Below are 16,693 nucleotides of genomic sequence, written 5' to 3' on the forward strand. Positions count from 1 at the left end.
CAATTGGCGCCTTTTTCGTGTTCAGACGTCTCGGGCTGCTTATTACAGATCGCTTTCTTCGCCCGCAGGCAGGATGCAGGTAATCTCGCGGCCATCGCGGCTGATCTTGACCCGCCCGCCATGGATTTCGACCACCGCGCGGACCATCGCCATACCAAGGGCACGGCGTGCCGATGGGGACTCGCCATCGCGCAAGCCCTCAAACAACATCGGTTGCGGGGCTTCATCAGAAAGCGAGATGGAAATTTCGATATTCTCGCCGCGCCGTCGGGCAACAACAGAAACCTCGCTGCCTTCCGGTGCTGTGCGCAAAACGTTGGTCACCAGAATGAACAAGGCCTGTTTCAGGCGGCGTTCATCAGCCACCATCCAGCCAATATTGCGCGAACAATAAAGCCGCAATGACACGTTCAATTCAGCCAGACGTGCACGGGTCAATGCTTCAAGCGATCTTAACAACCGCCGTGGATCAACCGTATCAAGCTCAAGGGCGACCTGCCCTGATCCAAGGGTCGCAAGATCACGCATATCATCAACAAGGGCCAGCATGCTTTGTGCTTCTGCCCGGATGGTTTCAACCGATCGCGCAACATTGCCAGTCAGATGCGGGATCAATCGATCAGACTCACCATTGATATGATCAAGCGGCTTGGTCAGTTCGCGCGACACAGTCGAAATAAAGTCCGACTTCATCTGATCGGCGGTGCGCAATGCTTCATTGCGTTCACGAAGGGCGCGCTCAACCCGGATCGTATCGGTCACATCAATATAAGACATCATCACCGCCCCGTCCGGCAGCGGCACAATGGCAAAATCAATGATGGTGTTATCAGATCGCTCCAGCCGGCCATTCATCGGCTCATGATTGGTGATACGCGCCACCATCCGGCTTTTGAACTTGTCCCAGTCTTCGCGGTCTCGCCAATAATCCTTGGACTTTTCAACCACTTCCGCCAAATGCGGTGCCGCATCAAGGAAGGCTGCATCAAGCCCCCACAAGTCGGCAAACCCATGGTTATAAAGCCGCAAACGCCCATCGCCACTGATCACGCCAACTGCCTCATGCAGGCTTTCAAGCGTCTCACGCTGCACAGCAATCAGGGTGTTATAGGAACTTTCAAGCACAAGCTTGTCGGTGACGTCTTCATAAACAAACATCAATCCGCCAAAGGGATGCGGCGAGATAAAGCGCCGCAATGTCATGCCGTTGGGCAGATGCATCAAATCTTCTTCAGATTTCAGAAGATCGGTAAAACGCTGATTTTCCGTATTACGGAATTGGGCGAAATCGGTGACCTCGGGCAATTTGCGTTCATCGCGTAACCGCCGCAATACGTCATCATGTGCCGGTTCGGTCCACAGCCATTCGTCATCGAGATCCCAAAGCTTGGTGAAGGCGGTGTTAAAGAAAATAAGCCCCTTATCCCCACCATAAATCGCAATCGCCGTGCCAAGGTTTTCTAGAACCTCTGCATGGGCGCGAATATGGCGCGACAGATCGGACTGCAATTCTTCGACCGGTGTGCAATCAATGGCAAACCCGAACAGCCCGTCGGCCCCGTCAATCTGACGCGATGGCATCTCGGTAATCCGCATCAATTTGCGATCACCACGAATGACCACATGATAATCGCGCGTCAACCGTTCGCCATTGCGCTGCACGGATGCCGCCAAGGACCGACCCTGATCGGGGATAATCCCCGCCCCGATTTCCGATTGGCTGGCAAGGGCATCTTCGATGCTGGCCTGTTCCACCGCATCGGCATAGGCCGCATTGCAATCAATCAGGCGTAATTCACCATCACGGCGCCATACCGGGAAAGGCAGACTATCAAGCAACGCCCGAAGCCCGGACACTTCATGCTTTAAAGCCTGAAAATCACCAAACTGGCTTTCGCGTTCGCGGGTATGGCGGGTTTCATCGCGGAACCATAATGCATGGGCGAGAACCGCTGCGGAACGATCCTTGCGCGCCACCATGCCGGTCACATGGAATTTGCGCTCATCAAGGGTGGTAATCCACAATTCAAACCGGTCATGACCGGATTTAAGGTTGCGCACGCGGTCTTGAAGCGCCTTGGCATCATCATCGCGCAAAAGATCAAGAAGATCAGGAAAACGCCCATCATTGCCCAATTGAAAGGCGCGCCGCAAAGATGGGCTCGCACCTTCGGCAAAGCCCTTCTGGCTCCAATAATAAACCGGATCAGGACCGGCAAACAAAAGATGGGTGAAAAGTTCGGTTTCACCGGCCAGTTCGTGTTCGTGATCTTCGACTTCTTCAAGATGGCGCTTCATCCGCAACGACAATCGCCATCCAACCCAGCCCGCAATCGCCGCACCACCAATCGCGGCCAATCCAACAACCAGCCAATCACGATCACTTAACCCAGCCAGACTTCCAAAAATGGTCGCACCAATGCCATCAGGTCCGGTTGCCTCGGGCGCCTGATTAACGCGAAACTTTTCCTGGGCATGCAAGCTGGTGCCAAGAATCAACGTGGCACAGGTCGCAACGCTGCCCTGGAGGAACGCGGACAGCCGAATTTTGGGCAATTTGGACAAAAATGCCCCCACCTGTTTCTTTCCCTTACCCTGCTTTGAAGCTTGCTCGGATGTGCGCCGTGTCACGTGTTGTTAACCGTTTGTGTTTATGAGCTATTATTATGGTGAAAACGGTGCGCTTTTACCACCGTTTCGCATCATCTCGGCAACAGCCTTGTCTAAAGCCGCGTTTCACGGGGCACGCCTGTGGAAAAACCGCAATGACACAGCCCTTGAATCGGGCTATGCCTGCGGTTCCGTCATTAACAACCGATACAGCGTACCTGTCCGAAGATGAGCCCCAAACCGCAGCTAGATCTTTTTACCCCCCGCGCAGCGACCAAGCCCGCCGCGCCGCAAAAGGAGTCTGCCGCGCTCAAGGCCGCCCAGAACGAATCACCTGAAATCGGCGATCTGTTTGACACCAATTTCAATGCCGCTGATATCGCCGAATGGGAACTGCTGTTTCGCGATGTCCCGCAATATAACTACCATTTCAAACGCGCCCAGATCGCATCCGCCTTTGACCGTCCGCTGCATAAAAAGCTGATTGCGTCGCATGCGTTTGAACGCCTGCGTGAAATATCGTTCCTTGGCGCGATCGACTATCTGTTCCATCCCAATGGCAAGCCCGCCAATATCCGTCATTCGCGTTATGATCACACCATCGGCGTTGCCTTGCTTTCACAGCGCTATTGCCGCCTGATGGGGTTATCGGATGCCGATTGTGATTTGCTTGGCGCGGCGGCCCTTTTGCACGATATCGGTCACGGGCCGTTTTCCCATACGCTGGAACCGGAATTTGCCCGGCGGTTTGACCGCAACCATCATCAACTGACCAATCAGATCATCACCGGCGAAGTCCAGCTTGACCTGTCGGTTAATCATTTGCTGGTCAAGCATGACGTTGATCCCGATGAAGTGATTGCGCTGCTGTCGAAAAAATCCACCCATCCGCATGCCAGCCTGTTTTCCGGCCCCGTCAATATCGACACGCTAGAAGGAATCAGCCGCACCAAGACCTATGTCCATCCCAACCATGTGCATTGTCACCCGCGTCTGTTGCTTGAAGCTGCGGTAAAACTTGATGCCGACTCGCTCAAACGGCTCGATAAGTTCTGGCAGCTTAAAGAAGACATCTATCGCAATTTCATTTTTGGTCCGATGTGCTTTGCCACCGACCATCTGTGCCGCGAATTCGTTGTCAAAAACGCCCCGGACTTTGCCGCCGATGATTTCCTGCTGACCGAAAAGGCGTTCTTGAACAGCCATCCGGCCTTCAAGAAATTCCTCCACAGCCTCAAAAACCGGATTGAGCTGGACGGCGTTGCCGATGCCGTCGACACCCATATAAGCGCATCGGTCAGCACCCTTGATCTGAATGAAGCCAAGGTGCCAAGACGCGAATTCCACATCAATAAAGATGTCGAAGTACGCTGCTTTGCCGACCTGTCAAAACGCTATTACGAAGAAAAAAATTCCTTCCTGCGCCGTGTCGGCAGCCTGACCGACCCGGCCCAACAGGCGGCTGCGGCAAGTCTGTTTGACTAGGGCTGATCCTTAATCCACGACAAACAGCGTCGCCCCGGCTTTGGTCGATGAACGATGGGCTTCGGCATTGTCTGCCACCTGATAACTCATCCCTGAACACAGCGTATAGGTTCGGCCATCCTCAAGCTCGGTCACCAATTCGCCTTCAAGGCAAAACAGGATATGGCCCTTACTGCACCAGTGATCGGCAAGATAACCCGGTGAATATGTCACCATCCGGACCCGGATCGGACCAAACTGTTGTGTGCGCCAGGTGGCCATCCCGGTTTCGCCACGATGTTCGGTTCGCTCAATTGCGGACCAGTCCGTTGTGCCGAACGGTAAATTGGCAATATCCATAAAGATTGCTTTCGATGAAATGTGGAGCATGCAATCCGGTGCCGGATAACCAGACCAAACTATGCCCCGCTCAAACGCTGGTCAATTGCTTCGCAGTGGCGATCACCCATATCAGATAAACGCGGTATTAATCTTTACACTATAGGCAGATACTTGGTGATCAACGAGTCGCGCCAAAGGACTGATCCATCTTGTTACCGAAAACCATCGCCATCAATCAGCAATACTCGGCCGCCCGTCTGGCCGAGATGCGTGATGCATTGGGTAAACGCCTGAGCGGCGATACGTTTTGTGTGGTGGTCACCGGGTCTTATGGCCGTCACGAAGCATCCGATCAGTCTGATCTGGATTACTTCATCATCGGGCGTGAAGCCGAACGCAGTCAGGCACCACACCAACAAGTCGCCGAAATCCTTGGCAAGATGGTGACAAAAAAACCTGCCGAAAACGGCCCGTTTTCATCCTATGTCACCGCCGAAGAACTGGTGAACCGCATCGGACTTGATGGCGATACCAATTCCATCACCACCCGCCGGTTGCTGTTCTTGCTGGAATGCGAATGGCTGTATAACGAGGCGGGCAAACGCAAGTTTTTTGACGATCTGATTGCCAATTACGTCACAACATCCGTCACCCGTGAATCAATCGCGCGGTTTCTGGTCAATGACGTGATCCGCTATTACCGCACCATCAGTGTCGATTTTGAAATCAAAACCCGCGAAGGCGACGCCAGCAAGGCCTGGGCACCGCGCCGTCTGAAACTCGTATTTTCACGGAAGATGCTTTATTTTGGCGGTATTATCGCGGCCGCAGAAACCGCAGGCCACGATTATACTGGCAAACGCGAACAATTATCGGAACTTTTACAACTCCCGCCAATTACGCGATTACAAACCGTATTTGGTGAGAAAAGCCTGCCTGCACTGGAACTTTATGATCGTTTCTTGCGCGAATTATCCGACCCGGATGTCCGCAAACGGCTTGAAGGTGTCGGCCCCCATGATCGCAACGATGCCGAATTGCGATCACTTCTGGATGCGGGCAAAGGTTTCTCACGCGAATTGATCAAACTGCTGAATGACCGTTACGGACCAAATCATCCGATCCACGAAGCCCTCTTGATGTAACCAACAGCCAATTCACCCATCGCAGTTAAGTAGAAGCATCCGTCACATGCTTATGGTAATTGACCCGATCAAGGTCATGAACCTCGACCGTAAATTGCACTGCATAGTCCCCGACAAGCCATTCCAACCGATCGCGCAGCACCGCAAGGGCGGCTTCGCCTGTCGCAAATTTCACCGCATCACCACGGCCCGATAACAACCGAATATCAAGATGCACCATGGCGTATTTGTCATCCCCATCGGCAATCACGACATTTTCCAACGGCGAAATGCGGGTTTTGAACGATGCCAGTTCGGCATCGACCTGCCGGGCGATGACATAATGCAGATCGACTGCAAGCTTGGGCAATTCATCACGGATCGGAAGTTTGGCGGAATATTCGATTTCAATTTGGGGCATTTGTTTTGGTCCGGTTGGGGATGGCGATCCGTTTTACCAGCAATTGCCAATCTCTGAACACAAAAAAGCCGGCCCGTTCAATCGGGCCGGCTTTGATGAAAATCGACGAATGTCGATTAGTAGCGATAATGATCCGGCTTGAACGGACCGGTCTGCGGGACGCTGATGTAATCAGCCTGTTCCTGCGACAATTTGGTCAGTTTCACGCCAAGACGATCAAGGTGCAGGGCTGCAACTTTTTCATCAAGGTGTTTCGGCAGGACATAAACTTCGTTTTTGTAGTTGGCGAAGTTTTTCCACAGTTCGATCTGTGCCAGCACCTGGTTGGTGAAGGAAGCTGACATCACAAAGCTCGGGTGACCGGTTGCGCAACCAAGGTTCACCAGCCGACCTTCGGCCAGAACGATCAGACGTTTGCCATCCGGGAATTCGACTTCGTCGACCTGCGGCTTAACATTGTCCCATTTGAAGTTCTTAAGCGAACCGATCTGAATTTCGGAATCAAAGTGACCGATATTGCACACAATGGCGCGGTCTTTCATCGCACGCATATGGTCAAGCGTGATGATGTCGATGTTGCCCGTGGTGGTGACAAAGATATCGCCAACCGGTGCTGCGTCTTCCATGGTGGTGACTTCGTAACCTTCCATCGCGGCCTGCAATGCGCAGATCGGATCGATTTCGGTTACCAGAACACGGGCACCCTGACTGCGAAGCGAAGCAGCCGAACCTTTGCCAACATCACCAAAACCGGCAACAACACCGATTTTACCAGCAACCATTACGTCGGTTGCGCGTTTGATGCCATCGACCAAGCTTTCACGGCAACCATACAGGTTGTCGAATTTCGACTTGGTGACCGAGTCATTGACGTTGATCGCCGGAACCTTAAGGGTGCCTTTTTTCGCCATTTCATACAGGCGGTGCACACCGGTCGTGGTTTCTTCCGACAGACCTTTGATGTCTTCAAGAAGTTCCGGGTATTTTTCGTGAATCAGCTGGGTAACGTCGCCGCCATCATCAAGAATAAGGTTCGGTTTCCAGCCATTCGGGCCGGTAATGGTCTGCTCGATGCACCACCAGAATTCTTCCTCGGTCTCGCCTTTCCAAGCGAAAACAGGAATTTCAGCAGCAGCCATCGCCGCAGCAGCCTGATCCTGAGTCGAGAAGATGTTGCATGAAGACCAACGAACTTCTGCACCAAGTGCCGTCAATGTTTCAATCAGAACAGCGGTCTGAATGGTCATGTGCAGGCAACCAACAATACGTGCACCAGCAAGCGGCTGGGCTGCGCCGTATTCTTCGCGCAGCGCCATCAGGCCCGGCATTTCGGTTTCGGCAATCGCGATTTCCTTGCGGCCCCAAGCGGCCAGCGAGATGTCAGCGACCTTGCAATCGGTAAAGTTCGACATGTCGTCTCCAATCAAACAGGAATGGCGCATCCGCCAAAGACATCTGCCTTGCCGATACGCCGATAAATTCTGTTGCGGTCATTCGTCTGACCGCGATGGGGAACATATAAAGATTTCTTTATATGGATTTCAAGTCTTTTCTTGCGCAATTTTGCCAAGCGGGCATTTCAAATCACGCTCCAAAGCCTGATAGCTTTGAATTCCCAAAGGTTTCCACGCGGATATTACCCGCAGCAAAGGTCAGAGAAAAATTCGGGACAAAGGCTGTCCCCTATGTCGGGATGATTGCCACGTGCGGCAAGACCCGTCAGGCCAGATCGTTGAAATCGTCAAGCATCATGGCGATCCGCGCGGAATCCCATTGCTCCATCACCCTGTTGGCCTGATGTTCGGAATTGCGGGTATCAAGTCGGCGCAGCCGTTGCTTGACCAACAACAGATTAACCGGCGACATCGAAAGATTGCGCAGACCAAATCCGATGAATAGCGGAACATAGCGCGGATCACCGGCCATCTCGCCGCAGACACTGACGGGTATGCCACGTTCGCCTGCGACCCGGATAACATCGCGGATCAACCGCAAAACAGCGGGATGCAACGGATCATAAAGCCCCGCCACCTGATCATCTGTCCGGTCAATCGCCAATGTGTATTGGGTCAGATCATTGGTCCCGATCGCAAAGAAATCACATTCCCGCGCAAGGGTATCTATCGCAATGGCTGCCGCCGGAATTTCGATCATCGCGCCAAGTGGCGGCAATGTTTCGGGAATGGCATGGCCTTCTTTGCGCAACCGTTTTGCAACCGCCTCATAGATATGCCGCGCACGGGTCATTTCATGAACGCCAACCACCATCGGGATCAAAACCCGGACCGACCCATGTAAGGATGCCCGCAAAATCGCGCCAAATTGGGCTTCAAGCAATTCCGGCTTGCGCAAGGACAACCGAACACCACGCAGGCCCAAGGCCGGGTTTGGTCCGGTCCCCATATCCGCCTGCAAGGCAACGGCAAGCTTTTCCCCGCCGATATCAAGGGTACGGATGGTCACGGGCTTACCACCCATCCGTTTTACGATATCGGCAAGTTCGCCATATTGTTCGTCTTCATCGGGCAGGTAATCCTTGTTCATAAACATGAATTCACTGCGCAAAAGACCAATGCCACCGGCACCGTTTTCAAGGGCGGCTGAAAGCTCGATCGGCAATTCAATATTGGCATGAAGGTCAATATCGACCTCGTCGCGCGTGGCCGATGGCACATCGCGCAAACTTGCCAGTTTATCGCGTGCCGCCAGCCAATCTGCGCGGCGCTGGGTGTAATGGGCAATATCGGCGTCAGTCGGCGACAGGATGACTTCGCCGCGACCACCATCGACAATGATCTGATCACCGCCTGAAACGCCGCGAATAATATCCGCAGCCCCCAAAACCGCCGGAATGCCAAGCGATCTTGCCATAATCGCAGTATGTCCTTCCGCCCCGCCAAGGGCGGTAACAAAGGCGGTTAGCTGTCCCGGCTGAAACCGGGCCATATCGGCCGGGCTGACATCTTCGGCAATCAGGATCGCGCCCTTGGGGGCCTTATCGACAACCCGGTCGGTTTCCCCCATCAAACAGCGCATCAGGCGCAGACCAACCTCACGGATATCGGTCGCACGCGCGGCGATATAACGATCATCCATGCCCGAAAATTGCTCGGCAATGGCGTCAATCACGTCGCTGACCGCATGCACCGCATTGAGTTTGCGCGTTACAATCAAATCTTCGGCGCCACGCACCAACCGCGATTGGGTCAGCATGTGGATATAGGCGTCCAAAAGGAAGCCAAGTTCCTCGGATGCGGCACTGTCGGCTGTTGATGATTGGGATTTCAGACGTCTGAGTTGATCAATACTTTCGGCAACACCGTCATGCAGACGTTTGGTTTCGGCACCAACCGCGTCCTCGGCAATGGGTTTGCGACTGATCTGGATATATTGCCGGTCCATCACGAAAACCCGGCCAATCACGATCCCGCCCGATGCACCCAATCCGGTTATGACCCGGCGAACGCCTGCGGAAGGTTCATCTGATGTGGTTAGGTCTTTTGGAGGAACTTGCAAACCTAGGATCAGGACCTATTCTTGTTGTTTCCCGAATTCTTACCAGTTCGCGCGCTGCGCGCCTTGATTATTCTTCGTCGAACTTGTCATCCACCAGTTCGTTCAGGGCTTCTATCGCCTTTTTGGCATCCGGTCCGGTTGCTTCAACTTCAATCTCGGTGCCGATAGATGCTGCAAGCATCATCAATCCCATGATGGAAACACCAGATACTTCGGTGCCGCGATTGCGCACCATGATGCTGGATTCAAATTCGCCTGCAAGTTTAACAAATTTCGCCGCCGCCCGCGCGTGCAATCCGCGTTGGTTGCTGATTGTTAAAATGCGTTTTTCCTTCTGCGCCATCTATGTCCCCGCCAGCCGGATACGCAGTCTCCGTGCATCCGGCCTGTTTTTCTTGTTTCTGTCTTATTCTTCGCCACTCAGCAAACGCGACGCAACGTTGATATATTTGCGCCCCGCATCCTGGGCGGCATTGACCGTCTCGGCCAAGGTCCCGTCAATGCGGACAGATGCCAGTTTGATCAACAAAGGTAAATTAACCCCTGCGATAACTTCGACATTTGCCTGTTCCATAATGGAAATCGCCAGATTGGACGGCGTTCCGCCGAACATGTCGGTCAGCAGGATTACACCCTTGCCGCTATCGACTTTTTCAACGCTGGCAAGAATGTCTGCGCGACGTTGTTCCATGTCGTCATCCGGCCCGATACAGACCGCTGCGACATTTTCCTGCTCGCCAACGACGTGCTGCAAGGCAGAAACGAACTCTTTCGCGAGATCGCCATGGGTGACAAGCACCATTCCGATCATGCAGTTTTCTCCATTTTATTCACTCCCCCGAGGTCGGTTCGTCTGGCTTATCCCGATGACTGAGATGTGTGTCATATCCCAGTTCGCCAATCCAGTCATTGAGTATCCGTGCGGTATAAACCGAACGGTGTTGTCCACCCGTACAGCCAATGGCGATGGTCAGATAACTTTTTCCTTCTTGCGCATATCGCGGCAAAACAGGTTCCAACATCGCCTTAAGCCGGGTGATGAATCCCGCATAATCCGGGTCTTCTTCGATATATTGGCCTACCTTCGCATTCATGCCGGTCAAAATGCGAAGCTCGGGATCATAATGCGGGTTGCGCAGAAAGCGAACGTCAAAAACAAGATCGGCTTCTGCCGGCACACCTTGGCGGAAGGAAAAGCTTTTGACGAAAATCGCCATGCCTTCATTTTCGCCAATATCAAACTGGTCCTGAAGAATCTTGCGAAGCTCGGCTGACTTCAAACGCGATGTATCAATCCGCATGTCTGCTGTGGCGGCAATTGGCGCCATCAAGCGTTTTTCATGCTCGATCGCACCAACCAGTGGCCGATCATGGCTTAACGGATGGGGTCGGCGCGTTTCGGTAAAGCGGCGCTGCAAAACAGTTGTGTCCGCATCGACATAGATCATCAACGGGTCCATGCCGGTCTGGGTGCGCAACTTGCTAACAATTTCGACAAACTGGTCAATGCCAAAATCACGGGTACGGATATCAACCCCGATGGCAATCGGCTGTTCCGGGCGGCAATCACTGGGTACCAAGGCCGAAAGCATGCGAAGTGGCAAATTATCAACCGCATCAAACCCGAAATCTTCGAGAATTTTCAACGTCGTTGTCCGACCAGCCCCCGAAACACCCGTCACAAGAACAAGGCCGCTTTTGCCATCAAAAGCACCAAGTGCCGGTGTTGGATTATCGGTGGGTTTATCTGCGGATGTGACGGGTTTTTTCTGCAAAACAGGGTCCTGTAGATTAAGATTCAAGTCGCATCTCACCAGTGGCAAGCGCCAAAGTGACGCCGATCTTTGCCTCAAGTGCCAAATCGGATGCACATAATGTCCAACGTGGAATGGCAATGCCACACATCTCTTCGCTGTCGGGTTCGGGCATGCGTTCGATATCGCGCGCAGATGTTTCCAAATCAATCAAAACCCGAACGTCGCCTTCGGGTTTGACCGGCAATCCACGCACAACCCCGATGCCGCGCACTTCGCACAGTCCTGCAATCGAATCGGGGGCGCTGGCGATCAAGTGGCCATCGCGGGCAACAATATCTGTGCGATCATCGGAAATAAGAAAACCGCCCGCCGTAATCAGACGCAGGGAAAGCGCGGATTTACCCGCCCCGGATGGTCCGCGCAACAGCACCGCATGGGCACCGATCCGGACACAATTTGCATGAAGCTGGACCATAACGGGGAAACGATGCTTCCATGACCAACTGTTGTCAAATGCGAAAGACGCATAAGACGGCCCTAGATTTTAACGCCCACCGTTTTTTTGCCGGTCTGGCCGGTTTTTGATATCTCAGCTTGCCATTCTTGCCGCGATATCCGTGCGCATTTCTGTGACCAAATCAACAAAGGCCGATGCCGGGCGTTCCATATGATCAGGACGGTAATGCAATTCCAACGGCACGGGCAAAACATGATCGGTGAGGTGCACCCTTTTGCAACCGCGCATATTGAGCTGCGTGATGCATCCCGGTGCGACCGACACCCCCAGCCCGGACGCAACCCCGATCAGAACGGCTTGCATGCTGTTGGGTTGATGCACGATATCGGGTGAAAACCCGGCTTCAAGACAGGTACTGAGGATCACGTCAAACAAGCCCGGCGCACCGTCACGCTGAAACAAAATAAAAGGGTCCTCGGCCAATTCACCAAGCGATACCCCCGAACGCTTTGTCAATGCATGAGAATCGGGAATGAAAGCGGCAAGCTGATCGGCATAAATTTCAATGCTGCGCGTTGTGTCCTTTGCCGATGTCGGCAAGGAACGCGAAAATGCAACATCGATCTGGTCCTGTGCCATGGCCTCAAGCTGTTGGCGGGCCGTCATTTCCAGAAGCATGACCTGCACACCGGGATAATGCTTTCTGAAACGCTGGATCAGATCGGGCAGAAAAGCCTGAGTGGCGGAACTGATAAACCCGACCCGCAATCGCCCGACATGCCCGTCACCAACCCGCCGCAGCGTGCTGCGCACCCGTTCTTCATGGGCCAGAATTTCCTGCGCCTCCCGCAAAAGAACCGCCCCGGCAGATGTCAGGCGAACGGCGCGCGTTGAACGCCAAAACAGATCGACGCCCAGTTCTTCTTCCAGATCAGAAATCTGGCGGCTGATAGCGGGCTGCACGGTGTTCAATTCACGGGCGGCGGCGGAAAACCCCTTTAACCGCGCGACCGTAACAAATGTTTTTAAAAGTTTGATCTCCATGCATTCACTTATAGCGTTTTGGTATTACTGGCATCAAATATAATTATTTATATTATCAATCACAGCTCTGTATCTTTCGGTCCAACAGCTTTTGCGTCGTAAGCGCCACAAACCGATGCGCCTGCGGCCCCAACAAAGGACCCGACGATTATGGTCGATAGCACCGAAACACCCCGTCTTTCCAAACCGCTTTTATTGCTGATGGCGACCGCCATTTCCGCGACGGTTTCAAGTCTTTATTACAATCAGCCTCTGCTGCCTGATATCGCGATAACATTCAGTCTCGATGACGGGTTGATTGGTCTCATTCCCTCAGCATCCCAATTGGGCTATGCCGCCGCCATTCTGTTCATTTCGCCACTAGGCGACACCATGGCGCGCCGCAATCTGATCGGATATCTGTCAATATTGATGACACTGGCATCGCTTGGCGTGTTTCTGGCACCGAATTTCACCGTTCTGATCACTGCATCCTTTGCTCTTGGCCTTGGTGCCAACATCACCCAGCAATTGATCCCGCTTGGCGCGGCCCTGTCGACACCCGAAACCCGTGGCAAGACGATGGGCACGCTGATGACCGGCCTGACACTTGGCATTTTGCTTTCAAGAGTCGTCAGCGGATCCATTGCGGAGTATTTCGGCTGGCGATCGGTTTTCCTGTTTGCCACCCTGCTGGCTGCGGTTTTTGGCATTTTGTTACGGATGAACCTGCCGGAAAACAAACCCAACGTTTCCCTGACCTATCCGAAACTGATCGCTTCGATGTTTACGCTGGTGAAGAAACATCGTCTGTTGCGCGAATCCGCCCTTACCGGGGCCTTGTGGTTTGCCGCCTTTAACGCGCTGTGGGCAACCCTGGCCATTCATGTCACCAGTGAACCTTTCTTCTTTACGGTTCAACAGGCGGGATTGTTCGGCATTGTTGGCATGTCGGGCATCTTTGGCGCCAAGCTTGCCGGTCGACTGGTCGATTCATGGGGGCCCCGGCCTGTGATTACCTGCGCGCTCGTTCTTGTCGCCCTGTCATTTGGCGTGTTGGCACTTTGGGGCGATCATCTGGCGGGGCTTGTTATTGGCGTCATCCTGCTTGATCTTGGCGTTTTCGGGGCCCAGATCCCCAATCAGGTGCGTGTGTTCTCGATCGATCCTGATGCCCAAAGCCGGATGAATGCTGTTTATATGCTGTGCTATTACATCGCCGCTGCACTTGGTTCGGCGATCGGGGTCAAGGTAATGAGCTTTGCCGGATGGGAAGGCGTCAGTCTGTTTGGTGCTGGTCTGGCGTTGCTTGCGATTTTGAACCATCTCCGCAAGCGCGCCTGAGAACCATCCCCCCGACACCTTCATTACACAACATGATCAAGCATCGGTCGCAAAGGCAATCACCCGGCCGATGCTTGTCCATATTCCAAGACGGTATGCATCAAGATCATCACATGCCGCGAAACACAAAAAGCTGCGCGTCAATCAAGGGGCAGACGAATGGTAAAGACCGCTCCTTTTACCGCGTCATCAACCATCCGATTCTGTGCTGAAAGCTCGCCGTTATGGGCTGAGATAATCCGCTTGGAAATCGACAGGCCAAGACCGGAATGCTGACCGAATTTTTCGCTTGCCGGACGTTCGGTATAGAACCGGTTGAAGATATCTTCTTCCTTGCCCGGCGGAATCCCCGGCCCGTCATCTTCAATCGTGATCACGGCCCAATCCTTATCACGCCACGCCCGGACCCGCACTTCCCCACCTTCGGGGCTGAACGTGATGGCATTTGAAATCAGGTTTCTAAAGACCTGCGTCAACCGGCTTTCAAGGGCGGGAACATTAAGATCTTCCGATGCGGAAACCCGGATACGCGGGCCTTTAGGATCGGCATTGTAAAGCTCGCCCAAGGTCCGAAGCAAAATCGACAAGTCGACTTCTTCGCTTTCGGCCCGCGACAATTCGGCATCCATTCGGGAATAATCGGAAATATCACTGATCAAGCGATCCAGTCGCTGCACGTCTTCGGCAATGATTTCCATCAGACGGCGCTGACGTTCCGGGTCTTTAAGCCGTGTTGCAGTTTCCACCGCACTGCGCAGCGACGTCAGCGGGTTTTTGATTTCATGGGCAACGTCGGCGGCAAACCGTTCAATTGCATCCATCCGGTCCCACAACGTTTCGGTCATATCGCGCAAGGTGGTCGAAAGATCGCCAATTTCATCGCGGCGACCCGACAAATCAGGAATGGTAAACTGGCGGTTTTTGCTGCGTCGGACCCGTTCTGCCGCCCGTGCCAGCCGGTTAAGCGGGCGGGTAATCACCCCGGCAAGATAAATCGATAGCAACACCGTTATGCCAAAGGCAAACACAAATATTTTCAGGATATCAAGCCGCACCGCGTGCAGCGCATTTTCAATCGCATCGCCGTTTTTGGTCAGCATCACCGATGCCAGAACCTGTTTGAACCGCGCAACCGGAACCGACACCGACAAAACCCGACGTCCCTGACTATCAACCCGAACAACCCCACGCGAATACCCGGCCAAGGCCGCGCGGACTTCCGGGTAATCAGCCGCACTGGCCACGGGTGGATCGACATATAAGGGTAAGGGCTGTTCGCCCTCAAACAGGGTCAATAACCCGTCAGTAAGGGCCCGCATAATATCGGCAAAGGCATCTTCATCACCGGGTGCGGGAAGTTCTTCGGCCTGAATGGTTCCCGCGCCAAAGGACTGGATATTGCGGCTATCGGCCATCAGTTTGCCATTGGTGGCAAACAAACGTGTGCGTGCACCGGTAATGCCGACAAGTCGCCGCACCATTTCGCGGGCGACTTCAAGTTTGACCTGATTGGTCGCATCATCACCGGAACTGACCGCAGACGTCGAAAGGGCGGCAGAATACATTTCCGCCTGCACCGCCATTGCTTCAAGTTCGGAATGAATAAGTTCCTGTTTATAGCGGCCAAGATACAAGATACCCGCCACCAGCACAAACAAAGCCAGCGCATTCACCGCCAGAATGCGCCAAGTCAAAGGGGAAAACAGCCCGTGGCGTTCCTCTATCCGTGCTGTCCGTGTTTCGGACTGGCCGGTTGTCTGGTCATTGTCGCCAGCACCTAGATCGCTCATTCAAACCTGCGTAACTGACCCTTTGAAAGGGGTCTGCAAAAACGAAATGTGCCGGAACGTAACCGCCCCGGCACTAAAATTCCACCCCTTAACCCGCGACAGTGGCCGTATCGCGATATCGATATCCGACACCGTACAGGGTTTCGATTTCCTTGAATTCCTTATCGGATTCACGAAATTTTTTGCGCAGGCGTTTGATGTGACTGTCAATCGTACGGTCATCAACATAGATATGCTCGCCATACGCCGCATCAATCAACTGGTCACGATTTTTCACATGGCCCGGATGCTTTGCCAGTGCCTGAATCAACAGGAACTCGGTCACGGTCAGGTTAACATGCTGACCTTTCCAGCTACACATATGGCGCGATGGATCCAAAACAAGATCCCCACGCTGCACAACATCATCGGACCCACTGGGCCGTACACCACCGGCCCGCATGATCTCCGCACGGCGCAGCAATGTGCGAATACGTTCGATCAGCAGACGCTGGGAAAACGGCTTTTTGATATAATCATCTGCACCCAACCGAAGCCCGGTCAGCTCATCAACCTCGTCATCTTTCGATGTCAGGAAAATGACCGGCATTTCGGTCTTTTTGCGCAGATGGGTCAGAAGTTCCAGTCCGTCCATGCGCGGCATCTTGATATCGAGCACCGCTAGATCCGGCTCTTCTTTGGTCAGGGCATGTAGCGCCTCTGAACCATCAGAATAGGTCAGAACTTCATATCCTTCTTCTTCCAACGCCATGGATACGGACGTCAGGATATTCCGGTCGTCATCTACAAGTGCGATTTTACTCACCTGGACCTCGTCATCTGGACAGATACAATTTGTTCTAAAG

16 protein-coding genes are annotated in these 16,693 nt (G+C 53.4%); 4 read left to right on the top strand and 12 right to left on the bottom strand.

The window, feature by feature from the left end; translation table 11 throughout:
- Positions 1–42: 42 nt before the first annotated feature.
- A complete protein-coding gene (locus ACQ0MK_RS16305; RefSeq protein ID WP_430473495.1) occupies positions 43–2,577 on the bottom strand; it encodes a PAS-domain containing protein in 2,535 nt (844 codons plus the stop codon).
- 76 nt (positions 2,578–2,653) lie between these two features.
- On the opposite strand from ACQ0MK_RS16305, the gene ACQ0MK_RS16310 reads away from it, so the two are divergent.
- Entirely contained in the window at positions 2,654–2,842 is a 189-nt protein-coding gene (locus tag ACQ0MK_RS16310) for a hypothetical protein (protein ID WP_430473496.1), read from the top strand.
- A complete protein-coding gene (locus ACQ0MK_RS16315; protein ID WP_430473497.1) occupies positions 2,839–4,095 on the top strand; it encodes an HD domain-containing protein in 1,257 nt (418 codons plus the stop codon). Before ACQ0MK_RS16310 ends, ACQ0MK_RS16315 begins: the two co-directional genes overlap by 4 nt.
- A 9-nt stretch (positions 4,096–4,104) precedes the next feature.
- On the opposite strand, the gene ACQ0MK_RS16320 is transcribed toward ACQ0MK_RS16315, so the two are convergent.
- Positions 4,105–4,464 (bottom strand): DHCW motif cupin fold protein, encoded by a 360-nt coding sequence (locus ACQ0MK_RS16320; RefSeq protein ID WP_430473498.1) that lies wholly within the window; start codon positions 4,462–4,464, stop codon positions 4,105–4,107.
- 161 nt (positions 4,465–4,625) lie between these two features.
- Here ACQ0MK_RS16320 and ACQ0MK_RS16325 point away from each other — a divergent pair, with 161 nt between their 5' ends.
- The gene (locus ACQ0MK_RS16325) at positions 4,626–5,561 is read left to right on the top strand and encodes a DUF294 nucleotidyltransferase-like domain-containing protein (RefSeq protein ID WP_430473499.1); all 936 of its coding nucleotides are present in this window, start codon (positions 4,626–4,628) and stop codon (positions 5,559–5,561) included.
- 25 nt (positions 5,562–5,586) lie between these two features.
- Here ACQ0MK_RS16325 and ACQ0MK_RS16330 read toward each other — a convergent pair whose 3' ends face one another.
- From ACQ0MK_RS16330 to ACQ0MK_RS16365, 8 genes are all read right to left on the bottom strand, one after another.
- Positions 5,587–5,961: a 5-carboxymethyl-2-hydroxymuconate Delta-isomerase gene (locus ACQ0MK_RS16330; RefSeq protein WP_430473500.1), complete on the bottom strand. Its 375-nt coding sequence runs from the start codon at positions 5,959–5,961 to the stop codon at positions 5,587–5,589.
- 116 nt (positions 5,962–6,077) lie between these two features.
- Complete coding sequence (ahcY, locus tag ACQ0MK_RS16335) at positions 6,078–7,373, bottom strand: adenosylhomocysteinase (RefSeq protein ID WP_350044253.1); 1,296 nt, start codon at positions 7,371–7,373, stop codon at positions 6,078–6,080.
- 307 nt (positions 7,374–7,680) lie between these two features.
- Positions 7,681–9,477, bottom strand: a complete 1,797-nt coding sequence (ptsP, locus tag ACQ0MK_RS16340; RefSeq protein WP_430473501.1) for a phosphoenolpyruvate--protein phosphotransferase — start codon at positions 9,475–9,477, stop codon at positions 7,681–7,683.
- A 67-nt stretch (positions 9,478–9,544) separates the two neighbouring features.
- The gene (locus ACQ0MK_RS16345; protein ID WP_350044251.1) at positions 9,545–9,820 is read right to left on the bottom strand and encodes an HPr family phosphocarrier protein; all 276 of its coding nucleotides are present in this window, start codon (positions 9,818–9,820) and stop codon (positions 9,545–9,547) included.
- Between the two features lie 63 nt (positions 9,821–9,883).
- Positions 9,884–10,288 (bottom strand): PTS sugar transporter subunit IIA, encoded by a 405-nt coding sequence (locus ACQ0MK_RS16350; protein ID WP_350044250.1) that lies wholly within the window; start codon positions 10,286–10,288, stop codon positions 9,884–9,886.
- Positions 10,289–10,307: 19 nt separating this feature from the next.
- Complete coding sequence (gene rapZ, locus ACQ0MK_RS16355; RefSeq protein ID WP_430473502.1) at positions 10,308–11,279, bottom strand: RNase adapter RapZ; 972 nt, start codon at positions 11,277–11,279, stop codon at positions 10,308–10,310.
- A complete protein-coding gene (locus tag ACQ0MK_RS16360; protein WP_430473503.1) occupies positions 11,269–11,709 on the bottom strand; it encodes an HPr kinase/phosphorylase in 441 nt (146 codons plus the stop codon). Before ACQ0MK_RS16360 ends, rapZ begins: the two co-directional genes overlap by 11 nt.
- Positions 11,710–11,823: 114 nt before the next feature.
- Positions 11,824–12,735: a LysR family transcriptional regulator gene (locus ACQ0MK_RS16365; RefSeq protein WP_430473504.1), complete on the bottom strand. Its 912-nt coding sequence runs from the start codon at positions 12,733–12,735 to the stop codon at positions 11,824–11,826.
- 150 nt (positions 12,736–12,885) lie between these two features.
- On the opposite strand from ACQ0MK_RS16365, the gene ACQ0MK_RS16370 reads away from it, so the two are divergent.
- On the top strand, positions 12,886–14,058 hold the full coding sequence (locus tag ACQ0MK_RS16370) for an MFS transporter (protein ID WP_430473505.1): 1,173 nt from the start codon (positions 12,886–12,888) through the stop codon (positions 14,056–14,058).
- 140 nt (positions 14,059–14,198) lie between these two features.
- Here the strand turns inward: ACQ0MK_RS16370 and ACQ0MK_RS16375 are convergent, their stop codons facing one another.
- Positions 14,199–15,848: a stimulus-sensing domain-containing protein gene (locus tag ACQ0MK_RS16375; protein ID WP_430473506.1), complete on the bottom strand. Its 1,650-nt coding sequence runs from the start codon at positions 15,846–15,848 to the stop codon at positions 14,199–14,201.
- An 88-nt stretch (positions 15,849–15,936) separates the two neighbouring features.
- Positions 15,937–16,653 (bottom strand): response regulator transcription factor, encoded by a 717-nt coding sequence (locus tag ACQ0MK_RS16380; protein WP_350044246.1) that lies wholly within the window; start codon positions 16,651–16,653, stop codon positions 15,937–15,939.
- Between the last annotated feature and the right edge of the window lie 40 nt (positions 16,654–16,693).

It is taken from the genome of Thalassospira lucentensis (assembly GCF_050516545.1).
Taxonomy (GTDB): Bacteria; Pseudomonadota; Alphaproteobacteria; order Rhodospirillales; family Thalassospiraceae; genus Thalassospira; species Thalassospira lucentensis_C.

Coding starts and splice junctions, on each gene's coding strand:
- ACQ0MK_RS16310 (WP_430473496.1), top strand. CDS start 2,654: ATGAGCTATTATTATGGTGAAAACGGTGCGCTTTTACCACCGTTTCGC.
- ACQ0MK_RS16315 (WP_430473497.1), top strand. CDS start 2,839: ATGAGCCCCAAACCGCAGCTAGATCTTTTTACCCCCCGCGCAGCGACC.
- ACQ0MK_RS16320 (WP_430473498.1), bottom strand. CDS start 4,464: ATGCTCCACATTTCATCGAAAGCAATCTTTATGGATATTGCCAATTTA.
- ACQ0MK_RS16330 (WP_430473500.1), bottom strand. CDS start 5,961: ATGCCCCAAATTGAAATCGAATATTCCGCCAAACTTCCGATCCGTGAT.
- ahcY (WP_350044253.1), bottom strand. CDS start 7,373: ATGTCGAACTTTACCGATTGCAAGGTCGCTGACATCTCGCTGGCCGCT.
- ACQ0MK_RS16345 (WP_350044251.1), bottom strand. CDS start 9,820: ATGGCGCAGAAGGAAAAACGCATTTTAACAATCAGCAACCAACGCGGA.
- ACQ0MK_RS16350 (WP_350044250.1), bottom strand. CDS start 10,288: ATGATCGGAATGGTGCTTGTCACCCATGGCGATCTCGCGAAAGAGTTC.
- ACQ0MK_RS16360 (WP_430473503.1), bottom strand. CDS start 11,709: ATGGTCCAGCTTCATGCAAATTGTGTCCGGATCGGTGCCCATGCGGTG.
- ACQ0MK_RS16365 (WP_430473504.1), bottom strand. CDS start 12,735: ATGGAGATCAAACTTTTAAAAACATTTGTTACGGTCGCGCGGTTAAAG.
- ACQ0MK_RS16370 (WP_430473505.1), top strand. CDS start 12,886: ATGGTCGATAGCACCGAAACACCCCGTCTTTCCAAACCGCTTTTATTG.
- ACQ0MK_RS16375 (WP_430473506.1), bottom strand. CDS start 15,848: ATGAGCGATCTAGGTGCTGGCGACAATGACCAGACAACCGGCCAGTCC.